Here is a 16,856-nt window from a genome sequence, read left to right on the forward strand (position 1 = left end):
GATGGCGGTCGGCAGGGGATTATCGCGGGGGGCGCACGTGGCGCTTAGATCCCGAGGATTTTCTTGGCGCTGCCCAGCGCCTTCATCGAGTCGTCGTGCTTGCCTTCCTTGTGGAATTTTTCGCCGTCGGCGCGCAATTCCTTGACCTTGCTCATGTCGGCGGGCGACAGCTTGGGGTTGGTCATCAGCTTGGCGTCTATGGCCTTCATCTCGTTGGGGCAGTTGTGGGCAAAAGCCAGTGAAGATGTGGCAAGCGCCACGGCGGCAATGATGAGCTTCATGGGAATCTCCTGCTGCTTTGGGAGTACGTCAGAAAATGCTGACAGGAAATACTAGCAAGCTGTGGGACGGCTCACAAGGGAAGTTGCCCGCAGCGCCGGCACCGTGCCATATCAGGCGCCTAAAATCCGGGGCTGCAAGGCCTTGCGCCTGCGGCAACCGACTATTTCCTCTCTTTCAACCCTCCTCAGGTCCACGCATGTCTCTTGAAGTCCTTGAAGCCCAGACGGGCGATAACCCTGTCGCCACCATCCTCATCATGCACGGCCTGGGGGCCGACGGGCGAGACTTTGTGCCCATCGCCGAACAACTCAATCTCTCCAGCGTGGGCGATGTGCGTTTCCTGTTTCCGAGCGCGCCTTCCATTCCCGTCACCATCAACGGCGGCTACGTCATGCCGGCCTGGTATGACTTGCTAGGCGCGGACCTGGTGACCCGGCAGGACGAAGCCGGGCTGCGCAAATCGCAGGGCGACATCGAGGCGCTGATCGCCCATGAAATCTCGCGCGGCATTCCCGCCCGTCGCATCGTGATCGCGGGCTTCTCGCAGGGCTGCGCCATGGCGCTGATGGTGGGCCTGCGCCACGGCGAGCGCCTGGCCGGCATCGCGGGGCTCTCGGGTTACCTGCCGCTGGCCGACAAAACCGCCGCCGAGCGCAACGCCGCCAACCAGGACGTGCCCATCTTCCTGGCCCACGGCGCGCACGATGGTGTGGTTGTGCTGCCGCGCGCCACGGCCACGCGCGACGCGCTTACGGCCATGGGCTACCCGGTCGAGTGGCATGAGTACCCGATGGAGCATTCGGTGTGCCCGCAGGAAATCGTTGACCTGGAAAAGTGGCTGTTAAAGGTCCTGGCCTAGGCCTCAACGAAATCTTCAGGCCGGCTGGGCCGTCCGCGTATCCCGTGCCATGCGCCGCACGCGCCACAGCAGGAAAAACACGATGCTGAAGTTCAGCAGGTTCCACGCCACGCCGTTGACGAAGGCGGCCTGGTAGGAGCCCGTCAGGTCAAAGACCTTGCCCGACATCCAGCCGCCCAGCGCCATGCCCAGCAGGGACGCCATGATGACCGTGCCCACGCGCGCACCGGCCTCGGCGGGCTCGAAGTATTCGCGCACGATGATGGCGTAAGCCGGCACGAGGCCGCCCTGGAACAGCCCGAACAGCGCGGCGATGACATAGAGCGACACCAGCCCGTCAAAGGGCAAAAACAGCAGCAGCGCGATGCCCTGCAGCACCGAGCCCAGCATCAAGGTGCGCAGCCCGCCAATGCGGTCGCAGATCGCGCCCGACACCAGGCGGCTCACCACCCCGCAGGCCAGCATCAGCGACAGCATTTCGGCGCCGCGCGCCGCGCCGTAGCCCAGGTCGGTGCAGTAAGACACGATGTGCACCTGGGGCATGGCCATGGCCACGCAACAGGCCACGCTGGCTACGCACAGCAGCATCTGCGCAGCGCCCGGGCTCAAGCCGAAAGGTGTGCTGCTGGTGGTCGCCGGCCGGCCGCTGCTGCCCACGCTGGAGGCTACGGCCAAGGGCGGGCGCTTGCGCATCAGCAGGGCCAGCCCGGCCATGGCCACAAAACTGAAAATGCCCAGGCCCAGATAGGTCTGCCGCCAGCCCACGCTTTCGACAAAGTGTTGAACGATGGGCGGCCAGATCGCGCCGCCCACATAGTTGCCGCTGGCGCACACCGCCACCGCGAAACCGCGCCGGCGCACAAACCACAAAGAGGTGTCGGCCAGCAGCGGCGCGAAGGTGGCGGCCGACCCGAGAAAGCCGATCAACAAGCCATGCGCCAGCGAAAACATCCAGATGTTGCCGGCCGTGGCCGCGAGGGCAAAGCCCAGGCCCAGCCCTGTAGCCCCTATCAACAGCGGCACCATCACGCCGAAGCGGTCGGCCAGCCGGCCCATCATCACGCCGCCCACGCCGAAGCCGATCATCAGCAGGGTGTAGGGAATGGACGCATCGGCGCGCGTGACGCCGAACTCGGCCTGCACCGCCGGCAGCACCACGGCCACCACATACATGCCGGCGGCGCCCACCGTCATCAGGGCCAGCGTGACTATCAGCCGCATCACGGCATAGCGCGAGTCAACGAGCGCCGAAGAATCCTGGGAGTGAGGCTGAGGGGAAGCGGTGGATGCAGGTGAGGGGCTCATCGGCCCAAGCGTACACCAGGCAACGGCGCGTTGCAGGCAGGCCCCGGAAGGGCGCCCGGGCGGTCAGGCGCAAGCGGCCTCGCCGGCCTGTATGCGCACACGTCCCGTCATGTTCATGCACAGGGTGCGGGTGTAACTGCTGTTTCTGGCCAGGGCGCCCGCCGCCTGCACCAGCCAGCGGCTTTGCAGGCCGATGGCGCGGCCGTTGGCGTCGTAGCTGATGTGGTTGCGGTTGGTGACGGCGGCACCCGCGTTGTTCACCGCCAGAAAGTTGCCGGCGTCGGCGAAAGCTTCCTGGACGCGCACCACGGTGTCGGCCCCGCTGTCAAAAGTGCCGTCGCCATCTTCATCGGTAAAGACAACCCAGCCTTCCCGCCAGCCGCCGATGGCCACGCCATCCCCACTGGAGCACTTGGGCGGGTTGGCCGCCGGATCGGCGCTTCGGCAGATGGTGACGGTTTTCCCGCGCCGCATGGCTTCACCGCGGGCGTAGCGGGTGTCGGCCACGAAGGCGTTGACGGTTCTGGAGACGCGCGTGCTGGCCATGAGCCCGAGGAAGGAGGGGACCGCAAAGCCCACAACGATCGCGATGATGGCCAGGGCGACCAGCAGCTCGATCAGGCTGAACCCTTGTTGCCGTGGAGGGGCTCTACGGTGGCGTCCGCCGGTAGCCGGCGGTGTATTTTCTGGAGGTGTTGTATCGAGGCTTTGTGGCCTGGTCGCGGCGGGGGCGGCCGCGGCCTGGTGCTGCAAATTCATGGCGGCTGATCCGGATGTTTGGGAGGAACATTCGGACCGTACTGGAGGCCGCCGTGCCGGGCTCAGTCAATTGTCTGCGGCAGGACTTTGATTGCTGGAAAGCGTGTGCGATGTCGCCGCGGCGCGAAGCGAGGGCGAGCTCGCGCGGGCTTGTGGGTGCCACATGATGTGGCGTTGGCGCTCTGTTACAGCGGCGAAGGCTGGGTGGCTTCGTAGCCGACCGGGCCGATGGCGCCGTCGGCCTTGATGCCCAGTTCCTGGTCGCGAATGCGGAAGAGGCGCTCCAGGTCCTTCATGGCATCGCCGTCCGGGGCTGCAGGCCCGGACGCAACCACGGGGGCTTGCTCCGCTTGCGGCGGCTGCGCCGCGTGGGCCTGGCCCAGCGATGCGAGTATGGGTGCGGCGGCGGCCACCGCGGCGGCGGCGCTCATGGGCGCGGCTGCGGCAGCGCCGGCAGGAGCAAGGGGCTGGCCGACGCGCGCGGGCGCCACACGGGGAGCGGGCTTGACGACGGGGTCGGCCCAATAGGACTTGTCGGGCATGGTGCGATAGGGGCAGGTGTCCGCGATGTCCAGCTGCCACGAAATGCCATGCAGCCAATGGGCGGCCTGGGGTTCAAAACGGGTGATCTCGACCATGAGCGCATTCTGGAAGGCGAATGCGTAATCCATCAGGCGCTCGTCCCATTCGCGCACGACCAGGCGCACATACATGCCCGGTCCCTTGCTGCGACTGTTGACCAGCAGCATCTGGCAGTCGATCCAGCGCGGCGGTATGCCGTATTTGCGCAGGGCATCCCGCAGCAGGACCTGCACCAGCTGGCGGCGCGTGGCGTTGTCCGAGCCGTCTTCAATGGTGAGCGGGTTGTCCCGGTTTGAAGCGGGCATGCGTTTGGCTGCTCCACTGGATGACCGGCCAAACAGCGAATTTATCAATTTTTTCATTTTTGGTACATGCCGTCGCAGTTTCGCTGGAATTTTCCCTGTGAAAAACCATGGATTTCGGGAAGCTTGCGAGGCGAAACAGAGGTGTTACTGAATGTTTTTTATCGTCGTTCAGCTTGCCTGGCAAGTCAAGGAAGTTTCAACAGCCAGGCATGGCCGCGTCGCTCGCTTTCCACATTCAAATGGCTAAAGTGTGTATTTGTGCCTGAAAAGGCATTGCCTGGCTGAAATCCGGCAGGCCTGCCGGCCTGGCCGCCAGACCCCACCCGGCCTGTGCTGGCAAGCCCGTCCGCGCCAGCGTAAAGCGGCGGCCTGTGATACCTTCCAGCCAGTTTCAAGAATCTGGGGGAATGACGATATGACCAAGTTGCAGGCGCCTGCGGGCGCGCTACAGGGCCGCCTGAAAGCGCTTACCCCGGCCCGGCTCAAGGGCATGCGCCGCGGCGTCGAGAAGGAAAGCCTGCGCGCCCAGCCCGGCGGCGGCCTGGCGCTCACGCCGCATCCCGCCGCCCTGGGCTCAGCCCTTACGCACCCCACCATCACCACCGACTTCAGCGAGTCGCAGGTGGAACTCGTCACGGGGGCGCACAAAAGCCCCGAAAGCACGCTGCGCGAACTCACCCGGCTGCACCAGTTCACCTACAGCACCATGAAGGCGCTGGGCGACGAAATGCTGTGGGTTTCCAGCATGCCCTGCGGCCTGCCCACCGACGAAACCATTCCCATCGCGCGTTTCGGCTCGTCCAATGTCGGGCGCGCCAAAAGTGTTTACCGCATGGGCCTGTCGCACCGCTATGGGCGGCGCATGCAGACGATCTCGGGCATCCACTACAACTGGTCCTTGCCCGACGTGACGAGCGAGCAGTACTTCGCGCTGATCCGCAACTTCCGCCGCCAGGCGTTTTTGCTGCTCTACCTGTTCGGCGCCTCGCCCGCCGTGTGTTCGACCTTTGTGGAAGGGCGCCAGCACGAGTTGCAGACGCTGAGCGACAGCACCATGTACATGCCCTACGGCACCTCCTTGCGCATGGGGCGCCTGGGCTACCAGAGCGATGCGCAGGCCTCGCTGGCCGTGAGTTACAACAGCCTTGAGGGCTACGGCGCTTCGCTGCAGGACGCGCTGACCCGGCCTTACCCGGCCTACGAAAAGGTCGGCATCCGCAACCCCGGCGGCGACTACAACCAGCTGGCCACCACGCTGCTGCAGATTGAAAACGAGTTCTACGGCACCATCCGCCCCAAGCGCGTCATCCGCCCCGGCGAGCGCCCGCTGCATGCGCTGCGCGATCGCGGCGTCGAGTACATCGAGGTGCGCCTGATGGATCTCGACCCCTTCGAGCCGGTCGGCATCAATGCGCAGACCATGCGTTTTCTGGATGTGTTTTTGCTGCACTGCCTGCTCAGCGACAGCCCGGACGACACGCCCCAGGAAATCGCCGAGCTCAAGCACAACCAGCACCAGACCGCGGCGCGCGGCCGCGAGCCGGGCCTCAAGCTCAAGCGCGGCGGACATGAAGTCACGCTGACGGCCTGGGGCGCCGAGGTGCTGGCGCAGTGCGCGCCCATCGCCGCCGCCCTGGATGCCGCGCATGGCGGCACGCAATACAGCGACACCCTCACGGCCGCCAGCGCCGCCTTGCTCGATCCGTCCACCTTGCCCTCGGCCCGCGTGCTGGCGGCCATGGCCGGCGAGCATGGCAACTCCTTCATCAGGTTCGCGCGCGCGCAATCCCAGAAGACCCAGGCGCTTTTGCAGGCGCTGCCCCTGGGCGCGGACGAACTCGCGCAGTTCGCCGCATCGACGCAGGCCTCCATCCAGGAGCAAAAGAAGATCGAAGCCTCGGACACCATGCCCTTCGAGGAGTACCGGCAGCAGTATGTGTCGGCCGAGCGCCTGCACGTGCCGGGCGGCGAAGCCGTCGCGATCTGAGCGGGCTGATTCCGCTTCCCCCGCTTCAAGAGCGCAAAAACGGCCCGGCCGGATGGCGTCCACGATGATTCCGGGAAACCGCCCTTGTCCTTGCGAGAGGCCTTGCGATGTTCCTGCTTAGGCAGCTGAGGACATTCGTCGCTGCCGCCGAAACGCTGAGTTTTACGCGCGCAGCCGAGCGGGTTCACCTCACGCAGCCCAGCGTCACTGAGCAGATCCGCGCGCTTGAAGACGTTGTCGGCCGCCCTTTGTTCATCAGGCAACACAACACGCTTGCGCTGACCGATGCCGGTGCGAAGCTCCTGGGCCGGGCGCGTGAGCTGCTGGCCATGGCGGATGACACCCTTCAGGTGCTAAAGGGCGATGCGGCGGGCGCCGCGATGAGCCTCACCCTTGTCGCGCCGGAAACCCTCGCCCTCACGGTCTTTACGCCGCTCGTGGTCGATTACGCCGAACGCTACCTCAATGCCAAGGTGACGCTGCTGACCCGGAACTCGGCGGACACGCTGTCCATGGTCAAGGACGGCTCAGCCGATATCGGCCTCGTGCACGGATTGCCTTTGCACGAGCCCTCATTGGCCGGCGAGGTTCTCGGCGCCGACGAACCCGTGCTGGTCGTGCCGTCCGGGCATCTCCTGGCCGAGCGTCAAAGCGTCTCTATTCACGATTTTGCTGAACAGCGGCTGGGTGCGACCGCGCCGGGTTGCAGCTACCGGGCTTACCTCGAGACGCTTTTGCAAGCAGGCCCGGGCCTGCCTGCCATCCGCTTTGAAGCGGAAAGCGTTCGCGGCCTCGTCGCCATGGTGGCCGCGGGGCTTGGCGTTTGCGTGTTGCCGCGGCTGGCCTTCAGAAGCGCCTTGCCCGGCACGGGCGTGAAGGCCGTGCGCCTGGAGGGTGCCTTGCGGGCCCTGCCGGTATGCCTGCTCACGCCCGCCGGGGCGCGTCGGCGCCAGCCCCCGCACGTTTCGGCCTTTGTCCAGATGCTGCGGACGCGGACGCAAGCCCTACACCAGGCGATGCCCGCCGTCCACATGCAGCACAGTGCCCGTGGTGTAGCCGTTCCCGAGCAGGAAGACCATCGCGTGGGCGATGTCCTCAGGGGTGCCGATACGTCCCACGGGTAAGCGCTGGGCCATTGCGGCCAGCATCTGTTCGGTGTCCGCGCCGGCAACGTCTTCCCAAATGGGGGTTCGAACCCATCCTGGTGAAACCGCATTGACCCGGATGGGCGCGAGTTCCACCGCCATCGCACGCACCACGCCCTCGAGCGCCGCGTTGATGGCGGCAACCGCGACGCCTTTGGCCCGGGGGCGATAGGCCGCAATGCCGGACACGAAGGTGATGGATCCCTGTGCCGGCAGGCGCGGCGAGGCGTATTTGGCCAGCAGGACAGGCGCGACGATCTTTGAGTTCATGGCGCGTTCCAGTGCGCTTCGCTCCAGCGCCTGCAGCATGACGTAGGCACCGCCGATATCCGCGGCGGTGCAGACCAGGTGATCGAGCTGCCCGATCCGCTCGAACAGGTCTTGCACCTCGCGCTCCGCACTCACGTCGGCCTGCTCAAGCTGCGGTGTTCCGCAAGCTTGAAGGTGCTCGCGCGCTGCTTGCAGCTTCGCGAGCGATCTTCCGACGATCGTCACCGCCGCGCCCTGGGTCAGGAGATCCCGCGCCAGCGCCAGGCCCATCCCCGAATTGCCCCCGGCGACCACTACATGCTTGCCCTTCAATGATGTACCCACGTTGATCCTGTAAAGAATGATTGAACAGGATGCCGATGTTGCGCAAGACGCGCTTAGGGCTCAAGAAGGAAGTTTCGATGAGGGTATTGGGATCATCTATGGCGCTGCGGTCCGCCTAGCTTGCCAGCTTCAACAGCGCCTCGTCACGCCAATAGTCCACCGCGGCATACCAGCCTTCCCACACGCAGCCGTTGCAGCCGCGGCCGCAGCAGCTGTCGGGCTCAGAGGGTGGTTGCCGCAGCGTGATGCCGGCGGCCGCCGCCTGCCGCTGCAAATCGGCAAACATCGCCAGCGCGGCGTCGCGGTCCGTGTTGTCCGGCATGGGCCCGGGGAAGTGCCGTGTCAGGCCTTGACGGGCGTCGCCATCCGCCGGCGCAGATACAGGCCGACAAAAGCACAGCCCAGCACCAGCGCGAACCAGCCCACCAGTGATGACTTGGCGACGATGCCCTGCATGCCCGGCGAGGTGATGAAGTAGGGCGAGACCAGCACGCCCAAACCTATCAGCGTGCAGAGAATGCCTTTGATCAACACTTCGTTGTTGGCTTTGAGGTCGGCGGCGGCCTGGCGGCGGGCGGGAACCACGGGTTTCTGTTCAGGGGCGGAGGGTAAGGGCATGGAGGCTCGATATGTGGGTGGGTTGCGGGGCGGCTTGCTTGCGGCCCTGGTGTGCGTTGCTGCGTTCCGGTGGGCCCGCAGCTGCGATGCCCCGATTGTCCTCCATTGCCCGGGCCGGCGCCTGGGGAGCGCCGGCCGCCCTTAATGATTTCTTGATACCGCTAAGAAGTCCTTAAATTCGCCTCGGCACCATCCGCCTCCGGGGTAGACCACCCAGAGAGTATTTTGCGACACGGGCGGAGAGCCCAAAAAGCCGTTCGGGCCCGCCACGCGACGGGGCTACCCGCAACGGCGACAATCGGGGGATCGCAGGGGCCTGGAGGCCCCTGGCCCTGAACCCGCAAGCAAGAAAGAACAATCCCGATGGCCATCCAGTGGTTTCCCGGTCACATGCACCTGACCAAAAAAGCCATTCAAGAGCGCATCAAGGAAATTGATGTGGTCATTGAGCTGCTGGACGCGCGCCTGCCCGGCTCCAGCGCCAACCCCATGCTGGCCGAGCTCACCAGCGGCAAGCCCGCGCTCAAGGTGCTCAACAAGCGCGACCTGGCCGACCCGACGCGCACGCCGCTGTGGCTGGAGCACTACAACAGCCTGCCCAACACCCGTGCCATCGAGCTCGACGCCAGCGAAACCACGCCCGCGCGCCGCCTCATCGACGCCTGCCACACGCTGGCCCCCACGCGCGGCAGCATGGTCAAGCCCATGCGTGTGCTGATCTGCGGCATTCCCAACGTCGGCAAGTCCACGCTCATCAACACCCTGACCGGCAAACGCGCCACCAAGACCGGCGACGAGGCCGGCATCACCAAGGTCGAGCAGCGACTTGTGCTGGCCGATGGTTTTTATTTGTGGGACACACCCGGCATGCTGTGGCCGCGCATCATCGTCGCCAAGAGCGGCTACAACCTGGCCGCCAGCGGCGCTATCGGCCGCAATGCCTTTGACGAGGAAGAAGTCGGCCTGGAACTGCTCGACTACCTGATCAAACATTACCCCGGCCTGCTGGAGGCCCGCTACAAGGTCGAGGTGGCGCCCGGCATCACCGATGAACAATTGCTCGAAGCCATAGGCCGCAAGCGCGGCGCGGTGCTGGCCAAGGGCCGCGTCAACCTGCAAAAAGCCGCCGAAATCGTGATCCACGAATTCCGCGCCTCCACGCTGGGCCGCATCACGCTGGAAACACCCGAAGAGTTCGCCGAATGGCTGGCCGCCGGCCGCTTGCTGGACGCCGAGCGGCAGGTGAAGAAGGACAAGATAGAGACCAACCGGCTTATCAAGTTCAAGAAAATCCCGCGGCCCGAAAAAAAACGCGAACCCGGCGAATCCTGAGATTCACCAGCGGCATGCGCTGCGCTTGATCTTCGTCAATGCGTCTGCGCCACTTGCTGGCATTCTTGGCGGGAGACCCATCACCCGCCGGAGGCCGCCATTCACAAACATGCCAGCGTGCAAATCATCCTCGATGAGCACGCATCCCTTTCCGCCATGCTGCGTTCCATGCCCATGATGGTGGCGCGCGGCCCGGGCGACCATGCGCAGAAGTTTTTTGACGTGCTGCGGGCCATGCTGTTTTACATCGACGAGTTTCCCGAGCGCCTGCACCACCCCAAAGAATCGAATCTACTGTTTCCGCGCGTGGTGCGCCTGGCGCCTGGAGTCATGCCCGTCGTGGAGCGGCTTGAGCGCGACCACATGAACGGCGAGAAGGCCGTGCGTGAACTGCAGCACCTGCTGCTGGCCTGGGAACTGCTGGGCGAGCCGCGCAAATCCGCCTTTGAGCTGCACTGCAAACGTTATGTGGACTTCTACCTGGAACACATGCGGCTGGAAGAGTCGGTCATCCTGCCGGAGGCGGAAAAGGTGCTCAGTGAGGCCGACTGGAAGGAACTGGATGCGGCCTTCCTGGAAAACCGCGACCCGCTCGGCGGCCGGCATGTGGTGGATCCGGTGTATGACCGGCTGTTCTCGCGCATTGTGAGGGAGGCGCCGGCGCCCATAGGGCTGGGCGACGCCTGAGGCCGCCCGGCGCCTGCCTGCGCTCGCGGACGCGACATTCGTACCGGCTGAATGTCCGTTTGCCTTACACGGCGACCTCCCGCGCGGGTGAACACTTTATGCACTGGATCACACAACAGCCTTGAAAAGCAGCGGTTCAGCAGAGCAGCTCCGGGAGCCGCTTGCCCGACCCTGGGATGGCACTTCGGCCACCGCAAGCAGCCCTCCGGGTTGCTGGTCATTCCACCCAGAAAGCAGGAGAACCCCATGAGATCGAAACTGTTGACCGCCTCTTTATTGGCAAGCGCCTTGCTGGCCGGCCTGGGCATGGCCCCGACCGTGGCCATGGCGCAAAGCACCAACACCCCGGGCATTGACAACACCCAGCAGGCCATCAGCGCGCGCATCCAGCAAGGCATGCAGGCCGGCCGCATCACGCCGTCCGAGGCGCAGGAGCTGTACGCGCGCGACCGCGACATTTCCATGCGCGAGAACCGCTACAAGTCCGACGGCAATGCCACACCCCAGGAACGCCAGCAACTGCGGGCCGACCTGGAAGGCCTGAGCGCTGAAGTCGAGCGCAAGATCGCCAACAACGTGGTCGTCGGCCAGCCGGGCCACAACCCAAACACTCCCGGCGTGGACAACAGCCAGTTCAACATCAGCCAGCGCATCGACGAAGGCGTGCGCACCGGCCGAATCAGCGAGCGCGAGGCGCGCAGGCTGCACGACCGTGAACGCAGGATCGAGCGCCACGAAGCCAATTTCAAGTCCGACGGCGTGGTGACCAAACAGGAGCGTCGCCAGCTGCGCAATGAGGTGGCCGCTTTGCGCGACCAGGTGGAGCGGATGATGCGGGGTGATCGCCGAGGGCGCGGCTAAGCGCCTGTAGAAGAGGCCGGGTCTTGCTCCGGCCTTGCGCGCTCCTTCTCTCTTGCTCTCTTCTTAGTTTTGCTGGCCGGGGGTTGCCCGGCGGCAACTCACTTTTATCGAAACCCGCGAAGCGGGTTTTCTTTTGTTCGCCAAAAGGCGCGCTACGCGCGCGGGGTTTGCTCACTTCGCGCAGCGAAGTTACGCAAACACCAAAAGTAAGCAAAAGAAAAGGCGACCCTGGTGTCTGCGTCCCTCCGCTTCGCTGCGGGCAGCCTGCGGTGCTCGGTCCAGACGGGGTCAAAAACAACTCGCTTCGCTCAGACACGTTTTTGCCCTTATCCGTCTGGCCCTGCGCTCCTCGGCGCATACACAAGGGGCCCGGATACCGAACAGCCGAAAACAGAATCCCGAATACCTGAAACCACAAGGACACGCCATGGCGTGYCCTTGTTTGTATTGGAGTTCGGTATTGGTTTTGGTATTTCGGACTTCCCCGTCCTGGCTGGGCCGAGGAGCGCAGAGACAAGCGGATCAGGGCAAAAACGTGTTTGAGCGAAGCGAGTTGTTTTTGACCCCGCTTGGCTCGAGCACCGCAGGTTGCCCGCAGCGAAGCGGAGGGACCCAGACTGCGGGTCGCCTTTCTTTTGGGTACTTTTCTTTGGCGAAGCAAAGAAAAGTGCCTCGCCCGCCGGGGCGAGTCCCGGCCAGCAAGCCTATGCAATGGGCAAGAGCGCGCCCGCCGGAGCAAGACCCGGCCTCCACCCCGGCCTTAAGAGGCCAAAAACTTCATTTCCCTCAACCACGCCGCCAAGCGTTCGGCAAAAACCTTATAACCCTCGGCGTTCGCATGAATCTGGTCCGACCGCAGCTCGCTGCGCGACAACACATAAGACCATCCCCCACTGAACAGCGGCGTGCCGGTTTCCTTCGCGACTTCGGCGTACACCTCATGGTCGCTCAGCGAATTCGTGGCGGCTGCGATGAATACCGGTTTGGGCTGGGCGATCAGTACCACCTGGGCGCCGGCGGCGGCTGTTTGCATCAGGCTCTTGAGCGCGGCACGTGTGCGGTCCAGCGGCAGGCCGCGCAAAAAATCATTCCCGCCTATGGAGATCAGCACCAGGCCGGGCGTGTTCTCTTGCAGCAGGGCGGGCAAGCGCGCCAGCGCGCCTTCGGCGGTGTCGCCGTTGAGGCCCGCGTTTTTGGTCACGTAGCCGGTCAGTTGCTCGAGTTGCTGCGGGTAACCGGCGCCCGCAGTTGCGCCGTAGCCAAAGGTCAGCGAATCGCCCAGGCACAGCAGCACGGCTTCCTTGGGCAGGGTCTTGCCCTGGGGCTTGGCTTTTTTGGAGCAACCGGCCGCCGCCATTGCGAATGCAGAGGCCATGCCGGCCAGCAGCAGCCGGCGTTGAAGCATGGAGGGCGATGGCGAAGAGGATGGGCGTTGGAAAGGCATGGTGATCCCGTGTACAGCGGTATTCAAATGGATTCTGCCAGCGCTTGACCTGCATCAAGCGCCGGTGCGCGCGGGACTTCTAAAGTCTGGGGTTTTCCCAACCCGGCGCTGCACCGATTTTTCACCATGCCCATCGAACTCTACCGCGACAGCCGCCACGCCTGCCTGATGTTCACCGACCTCGTCGACGAGGACAACCAGGCCGTGCAGGCCAACCAGTTCCTGATCGTCGACAACGGCACCGGCGCGGTGATAGACCCGGGCGGCAACCTGGCCTTCAATGAACTTTTCCTCGGCATGTCGCGCCACTTCAGCCCGCAAAAGCTTTCCTACATCATCGCCTCGCATGCCGACCCCGACATCATCGCTTCGCTGGACCGTTGGCTGACCTCCACCCCGGCGCAGCTGGTGATCTCGCGCGTGTGGGAGCGCTTTGTGCCGCACTTCACCAAGGTGGGCAAGACCGACCAGCGCGTGATCGGCGTGGCCGACGGCGGCGGGCGCCTGCCGCTGGGTCGCAACGAGTTGTGGCTGCTGCCCGCCCATTTCCTGCACTCGGAAGGCAACTTCCATTTTTACGATCCTGTCAGCCGCATTCTTTTCACGGGGGACTTGGGTGTCTCCATGACATCAGGCAGTGATGCCCAGGTGGCTGTGACCGACCTGAAGAATCATCTACGCCTGATGGAAGGCTTTCACCGCCGCTACATGGTGTCCAACAAGGTGCTGCGCCTGTGGGTGCGCATGGCGCGCCAGCTCGACATCCGCATGCTGGTGCCGCAGCACGGCGCACCGCTCGAGGGGGCGGCCATAGGCCAGTTTTTCGATTGGGCCGAATCGCTGATGTGCGGCATAGACCTGTTTGACGACAGGCATTACCAGTTGCCTGCGGCGGCCATCCCGATGCCGGAGCGCGCGGTCAGCGCGGCCTGACGCTTCAGGCCTGACGAGCTGCGCCGGCGCGCCGCTGGTTCAGCGCAAGTTTGCCCGCACCCACCGCACAATATCCGCAGCGCCCATGGCGCCCGCCTGGCGCGCCACCTCGCGGCCGTTCTGGAACAGCGCCAGCGTGGGGATGCTGCGGATGTTGAAGCGCGCGCCCAGATTGGGCACCGCCTCGGTGTCGACCTTGGCGACGCGCACTTGCGGTTCCAGCTGCGCGGCGGCCTGTTCGTAGGCCGGCGCCATCTGCCGGCAGGGGCCGCACCAGGGCGCCCAGAAATCGACCAGCACCGGAATCTGGTTGCGGCTGACGTGCTTGTCGAACGCCGCTTCGTCGAGCGCAGTCGAATGCGCCACAAACAAGGCCTTTTTGCAATTGCCGCAGCTGGGCTCGCTGCCGAGCTGGTCGGTGCGCACGCGGTTGGTGGTGTGGCAGTGGGGGCAAACAATGTGCAGCGAGTCGGTCATTGTTTGTAACTGGGGTGTTGCGGCGGGCTTTTCAAGCCGGCGCAGGGTGTACAAATGAGCTTTCCGCCGCCCTCGTGTGGCGTGCCGAGAATTTCCAGATTGTGAAAGGATTTCGCTTGTGAACCTGTTTTGGAAGCACCGCCGCCTGGCGCGTTCCGCGGGCATCCTGTCCGGCGTGCTGCTGGCGGCCTGTCTGCTCACGGCCTGCGTCAGCACCGTGAAGACGTTTCCGCTGCAGGAAAAGTTCGGCTCCACTGCCACCTATTCGCGGTTGTTTGATGCCAGGCCCGAGCAGACCTGCGAGGCCGCGCGCCGCGCGCTGCTGAGCCAGGGTTACATCATCAACACGGCCAGGGTGGACCTGGTCGAAGGCCAGAAGAGCTTCCAGCCCGAGGCCGAGTCGCATTTGCAGATGGTGATACGCGTGGTCTGCGCGCCCGAAAGCCCCGACGGCAAGATCAGCCTGGGTTTTGTCACCGCGTTGCAAGACAGCTACCAGCTCAAAAAGAGCAACAACTCCGCCAGCCTGGGCGTGGGCGCCATAGGCTCGGTGTCCCTGCCTTTCACCTCGGGCAACGACTCCATGGTCAAAGTCGGCAGCGTCACCATTTCATCGGATGCGTTTTACGACAGCTTTTTTGAGCTGGTCAGCCGCTACCTGGCGACGGTGGATGATTTGCCGCTCAGCCAGTAGGCGGCTTTGTTCCCTCTCTTCGCTCTTATTCCCTCTCCCTCTGGGAGAGGGCTAGGGTGAGGGCCCGCGGCGTTGGCACTCGTAGCGATCTATCGACCGCCGCTAACCCTCACCCCCGCCCTCTCCCAGTGGGAGAGGGCGTGAAAACCGGACAAGCCGAAAACCTTCTGGACACCTCTCTCTAACCCATTAGGTCGCACTCACTAGCCAAACCCGGCAAGATCAGCTCATCGTCAAATTCCCACCAAAGGAAAAAACCATGAGCGCCAAAAACCTCTCCACCGTTGCCAACGACCTGATCGAGTCCTACGGCAATACCGCCCTCAACGTCATCCAGGCCTACCGCGCCGGCGGTGAGCGTGTTGTCAGCCTGCTGGAGCAGCGCTGGAACCAGGCCCTGAAACAGTCGCGCAGCGAACTGACGGCCGAGACCGCCAAGAACGCTTCGGCCGCGCAAGCCGCCTTCAGCGCCTACTACACCAAGGGCCTGCTGCTGACCACCAGCGGCGCCGAACAAGTCGTGAGCCAGCTCGTGAAAGTCGCCGAAGCGGGCGTCGAACGCGCTGCCGCCAACGCCAGCCTGTTTGAAGAAAAAACCGGCGTGACCACGCTCAACACCCTGGCCCAGGCCACCGCCCCCGGCGCCCTGGCCCTGAGCAAGCTGGCCGCGCAGCTCGAACAAAAGAGCGCCGAACTGGCCGGCAAGATCGCCGGCGACAGCAAGGCCGCCACCAAGCGCAGCTCGGCTTTCCGCCGCGCCAAGGCCGCCTGATTCATTTTTGCTGTCACGCAATAAAAACCCCGGCCGGCGCCATGCGCTGACCGGGGTTTTTTTATGGCGCGAGCTTGAAAAACCCGCCTGCCTTCACCCGTTCGCCCTGAGCCTGTCGAAGGGCTTCGACCAGCTCAGCCTGAACGGTGCAGGCTTGATTAACCGCGCGGGTTGATCAGGTGTTCAACTTCATCACGCAAGGCACTCAGCCGGGCGCGCAGGTCGCGGCGCTCCTGCGGCGTCACCACACCGTCTGACCGGTAAGCCGCCTCGCGGTTCTCAATTTCCTGTTCACGCGCCTGCAAACGTCCCGCTTCACGCAGGCTCAGGCGGTGGCTGCGCACGCCTTCGTCAATGCGCTGGCGAATATTGAACTGCTGGCTGTCGATGGCGCCCAGCCTGTCATGCGGGTAGGCCACGGCCACGGTGCGGTTGTTGGCAATCGCGCGTTCAACCTCGGCGCTCAGCTGGGCGATGTCGGCGCGCAGCTGCTGGCGCTCCTGCGGCGTCACGCGGCCGTCGGCCTTGTACGCGGCTTCACGGTTCTGGATCTCGCTGTCGCGGCGGTACAGCACACGCGCTTCCGACGGCGTGATGCGGCCCGACTGCAGGCCTTGCCGAATGCGGTCACTGACGGCCTGCTGCGCGTTGTCTATGCCCGGCGTCTGCGGGGCCGGTGCGTACACCACCTGCGGCGGGTACGAAGGCGCGTAGGGACCTTGCGGCTGTGCCATGGCTGGCGCGGCGGCCAGGCCCGCGAGCAGCGCGGCGCCCAGAAGGGATGCGGTCAAGTGTTGCGATTTCATGTGAGGCTCCTTTGCTCAATGAGTGAACCGGCAAGCCCTTTGAAAAGAAGCTTGCTTTCCGAAGCGCCGGCCCCTGGGGGCTTGTTGGTGCTTCAGTGCTTTCATCGTGGAGCCGCAACGTGAAGGTTGTGTAAGGCGGAGGTAGGGGCGGTGTAATGTGGCGTGTTTTTACCCCGTGTTTACCTTGCAGCATGCTGCGGTATCAGGATGTTTTTTCTCCCACTCTTTGTCTTCTGGTATTCGGTTCCCGCTCCCGATTGCCCCGTCCTGGCTGGGCCGAGGAGCGCAGAGACAAGCGGATCAGGGCAAAAACGTGTTTGAGCGAAGCGAGTTGTTTTTGACCCCGCTTGGCTCGAGCACCGCAGGTTGCCCGAAGCGAAGCGTAGGGACCCAGACTGCGGGTCGCCTTTCTTT

The 16,856-nt window shown here is 64.4% G+C and carries 19 protein-coding genes; 9 read left to right on the forward strand and 10 right to left on the reverse strand.

What is annotated here, in order from left to right; genetic code table 11:
- Positions 1–44: 44 nt before the first annotated feature.
- Positions 45–281, reverse strand: a complete 237-nt coding sequence (locus AC1DXS_RS21020; RefSeq protein WP_477739404.1) for a hypothetical protein — start codon at positions 279–281, stop codon at positions 45–47.
- 197 nt (positions 282–478) lie between these two features.
- On the opposite strand from AC1DXS_RS21020, the gene AC1DXS_RS21025 reads away from it, so the two are divergent.
- Positions 479–1,141: an alpha/beta hydrolase gene (locus AC1DXS_RS21025; RefSeq protein ID WP_477739405.1), complete on the forward strand. Its 663-nt coding sequence runs from the start codon at positions 479–481 to the stop codon at positions 1,139–1,141.
- Positions 1,142–1,156: 15 nt separating this feature from the next.
- Here the strand turns inward: AC1DXS_RS21025 and AC1DXS_RS21030 are convergent, their stop codons facing one another.
- The 3 genes from AC1DXS_RS21030 to AC1DXS_RS21040 all read right to left on the reverse strand — a co-directional run bounded on the left by AC1DXS_RS21030 (position 1,157) and on the right by AC1DXS_RS21040 (position 4,092).
- Positions 1,157–2,446, reverse strand: a complete 1,290-nt coding sequence (locus AC1DXS_RS21030; RefSeq protein WP_477739406.1) for an MFS transporter — start codon at positions 2,444–2,446, stop codon at positions 1,157–1,159.
- A gap of 63 nt (positions 2,447–2,509) precedes the next feature.
- Complete coding sequence (locus AC1DXS_RS21035) at positions 2,510–3,205, reverse strand: GspH/FimT family pseudopilin (protein ID WP_477739407.1); 696 nt, start codon at positions 3,203–3,205, stop codon at positions 2,510–2,512.
- Positions 3,206–3,390: 185 nt separating this feature from the next.
- On the reverse strand, positions 3,391–4,092 hold the full coding sequence (locus AC1DXS_RS21040; RefSeq protein ID WP_477739408.1) for a hypothetical protein: 702 nt from the start codon (positions 4,090–4,092) through the stop codon (positions 3,391–3,393).
- Between the two features lie 415 nt (positions 4,093–4,507).
- On the opposite strand from AC1DXS_RS21040, the gene gshA reads away from it, so the two are divergent.
- Complete coding sequence (gshA, locus tag AC1DXS_RS21045; RefSeq protein WP_477739409.1) at positions 4,508–6,079, forward strand: glutamate--cysteine ligase; 1,572 nt, start codon at positions 4,508–4,510, stop codon at positions 6,077–6,079.
- Between the two features lie 107 nt (positions 6,080–6,186).
- Positions 6,187–7,203: a LysR family transcriptional regulator gene (locus AC1DXS_RS21050; protein WP_477739410.1), complete on the forward strand. Its 1,017-nt coding sequence runs from the start codon at positions 6,187–6,189 to the stop codon at positions 7,201–7,203.
- Here AC1DXS_RS21050 and AC1DXS_RS21055 read toward each other — a convergent pair.
- From AC1DXS_RS21055 to AC1DXS_RS21065, 3 genes are all read right to left on the reverse strand, one after another.
- Positions 7,084–7,806 (reverse strand): SDR family oxidoreductase, encoded by a 723-nt coding sequence (locus AC1DXS_RS21055; RefSeq protein ID WP_477739411.1) that lies wholly within the window; start codon positions 7,804–7,806, stop codon positions 7,084–7,086. The two genes, AC1DXS_RS21050 and AC1DXS_RS21055, sit on opposite strands and share 120 nt — an antisense overlap.
- A 127-nt stretch (positions 7,807–7,933) precedes the next feature.
- Positions 7,934–8,140, reverse strand: coding sequence for an oxidoreductase-like domain-containing protein (locus AC1DXS_RS21060; RefSeq protein ID WP_477739412.1), 207 nt, complete (start codon positions 8,138–8,140; stop codon positions 7,934–7,936).
- A 20-nt stretch (positions 8,141–8,160) separates the two neighbouring features.
- Complete coding sequence (locus tag AC1DXS_RS21065; protein ID WP_477739413.1) at positions 8,161–8,436, reverse strand: hypothetical protein; 276 nt, start codon at positions 8,434–8,436, stop codon at positions 8,161–8,163.
- Positions 8,437–8,799: 363 nt separating this feature from the next.
- Between AC1DXS_RS21065 and ylqF the strand changes: the two genes are divergently transcribed.
- From ylqF to AC1DXS_RS21080, 3 genes are all read left to right on the forward strand, one after another.
- Positions 8,800–9,768: a ribosome biogenesis GTPase YlqF gene (gene ylqF, locus AC1DXS_RS21070; protein ID WP_477739414.1), complete on the forward strand. Its 969-nt coding sequence runs from the start codon at positions 8,800–8,802 to the stop codon at positions 9,766–9,768.
- A gap of 117 nt (positions 9,769–9,885) precedes the next feature.
- A complete protein-coding gene (locus tag AC1DXS_RS21075) occupies positions 9,886–10,455 on the forward strand; it encodes a hemerythrin domain-containing protein (protein WP_477739415.1) in 570 nt (189 codons plus the stop codon).
- A 246-nt stretch (positions 10,456–10,701) separates the two neighbouring features.
- On the forward strand, positions 10,702–11,316 hold the full coding sequence (locus AC1DXS_RS21080; protein WP_477739416.1) for a hypothetical protein: 615 nt from the start codon (positions 10,702–10,704) through the stop codon (positions 11,314–11,316).
- Positions 11,317–12,076: 760 nt separating this feature from the next.
- On the opposite strand, the gene AC1DXS_RS21085 is transcribed toward AC1DXS_RS21080, so the two are convergent.
- Positions 12,077–12,760 (reverse strand): GDSL-type esterase/lipase family protein, encoded by a 684-nt coding sequence (locus tag AC1DXS_RS21085; protein ID WP_477739417.1) that lies wholly within the window; start codon positions 12,758–12,760, stop codon positions 12,077–12,079.
- A gap of 126 nt (positions 12,761–12,886) precedes the next feature.
- On the opposite strand from AC1DXS_RS21085, the gene AC1DXS_RS21090 reads away from it, so the two are divergent.
- Positions 12,887–13,693, forward strand: a complete 807-nt coding sequence (locus AC1DXS_RS21090) for an oxygen-binding di-iron domain-containing protein (protein WP_477739418.1) — start codon at positions 12,887–12,889, stop codon at positions 13,691–13,693.
- Positions 13,694–13,732: 39 nt separating this feature from the next.
- Here AC1DXS_RS21090 and trxC read toward each other — a convergent pair whose 3' ends face one another.
- Positions 13,733–14,170, reverse strand: a complete 438-nt coding sequence (gene trxC / locus AC1DXS_RS21095; protein WP_477739419.1) for a thioredoxin TrxC — start codon at positions 14,168–14,170, stop codon at positions 13,733–13,735.
- Positions 14,171–14,348: 178 nt separating this feature from the next.
- On the opposite strand from trxC, the gene AC1DXS_RS21100 reads away from it, so the two are divergent.
- Together AC1DXS_RS21100 and AC1DXS_RS21105 are read left to right on the forward strand one after the other, a co-directional pair.
- Entirely contained in the window at positions 14,349–14,864 is a 516-nt protein-coding gene (locus AC1DXS_RS21100; protein ID WP_477739422.1) for a DUF2242 domain-containing protein, read from the forward strand.
- Positions 14,865–15,123: 259 nt separating this feature from the next.
- The gene (locus AC1DXS_RS21105) at positions 15,124–15,636 is read left to right on the forward strand and encodes a hypothetical protein (RefSeq protein WP_477739420.1); all 513 of its coding nucleotides are present in this window, start codon (positions 15,124–15,126) and stop codon (positions 15,634–15,636) included.
- A gap of 158 nt (positions 15,637–15,794) precedes the next feature.
- On the opposite strand, the gene AC1DXS_RS21110 is transcribed toward AC1DXS_RS21105, so the two are convergent.
- Entirely contained in the window at positions 15,795–16,442 is a 648-nt protein-coding gene (locus AC1DXS_RS21110) for a hypothetical protein (protein ID WP_477739421.1), read from the reverse strand.
- Positions 16,443–16,856 lie beyond the last annotated feature (414 nt).

This window comes from Polaromonas sp. P3_B1 (assembly GCF_056402935.1).

What these genes read in the sequence shown, in the direction of transcription:
- AC1DXS_RS21020 (WP_477739404.1), bottom strand. Translation starts at nt 281, where the DNA reads ATGAAGCTCATCATTGCCGCCGTGGCGCTTGCCACATCTTCACTGGCT.
- AC1DXS_RS21025 (WP_477739405.1), top strand. Translation starts at nt 479, where the DNA reads ATGTCTCTTGAAGTCCTTGAAGCCCAGACGGGCGATAACCCTGTCGCC.
- AC1DXS_RS21030 (WP_477739406.1), bottom strand. Translation starts at nt 2,446, where the DNA reads ATGAGCCCCTCACCTGCATCCACCGCTTCCCCTCAGCCTCACTCCCAG.
- AC1DXS_RS21035 (WP_477739407.1), bottom strand. Translation starts at nt 3,205, where the DNA reads ATGAATTTGCAGCACCAGGCCGCGGCCGCCCCCGCCGCGACCAGGCCA.
- AC1DXS_RS21040 (WP_477739408.1), bottom strand. Translation starts at nt 4,092, where the DNA reads ATGCCCGCTTCAAACCGGGACAACCCGCTCACCATTGAAGACGGCTCG.
- gshA (WP_477739409.1), top strand. Translation starts at nt 4,508, where the DNA reads ATGACCAAGTTGCAGGCGCCTGCGGGCGCGCTACAGGGCCGCCTGAAA.
- AC1DXS_RS21050 (WP_477739410.1), top strand. Translation starts at nt 6,187, where the DNA reads ATGTTCCTGCTTAGGCAGCTGAGGACATTCGTCGCTGCCGCCGAAACG.
- AC1DXS_RS21060 (WP_477739412.1), bottom strand. Translation starts at nt 8,140, where the DNA reads ATGCCGGACAACACGGACCGCGACGCCGCGCTGGCGATGTTTGCCGAT.
- AC1DXS_RS21065 (WP_477739413.1), bottom strand. Translation starts at nt 8,436, where the DNA reads ATGCCCTTACCCTCCGCCCCTGAACAGAAACCCGTGGTTCCCGCCCGC.
- ylqF (WP_477739414.1), top strand. Translation starts at nt 8,800, where the DNA reads ATGGCCATCCAGTGGTTTCCCGGTCACATGCACCTGACCAAAAAAGCC.
- AC1DXS_RS21080 (WP_477739416.1), top strand. Translation starts at nt 10,702, where the DNA reads ATGAGATCGAAACTGTTGACCGCCTCTTTATTGGCAAGCGCCTTGCTG.
- AC1DXS_RS21085 (WP_477739417.1), bottom strand. Translation starts at nt 12,760, where the DNA reads ATGCCTTTCCAACGCCCATCCTCTTCGCCATCGCCCTCCATGCTTCAA.
- AC1DXS_RS21090 (WP_477739418.1), top strand. Translation starts at nt 12,887, where the DNA reads ATGCCCATCGAACTCTACCGCGACAGCCGCCACGCCTGCCTGATGTTC.
- trxC (WP_477739419.1), bottom strand. Translation starts at nt 14,170, where the DNA reads ATGACCGACTCGCTGCACATTGTTTGCCCCCACTGCCACACCACCAAC.
- AC1DXS_RS21105 (WP_477739420.1), top strand. Translation starts at nt 15,124, where the DNA reads ATGAGCGCCAAAAACCTCTCCACCGTTGCCAACGACCTGATCGAGTCC.
- AC1DXS_RS21110 (WP_477739421.1), bottom strand. Translation starts at nt 16,442, where the DNA reads ATGAAATCGCAACACTTGACCGCATCCCTTCTGGGCGCCGCGCTGCTC.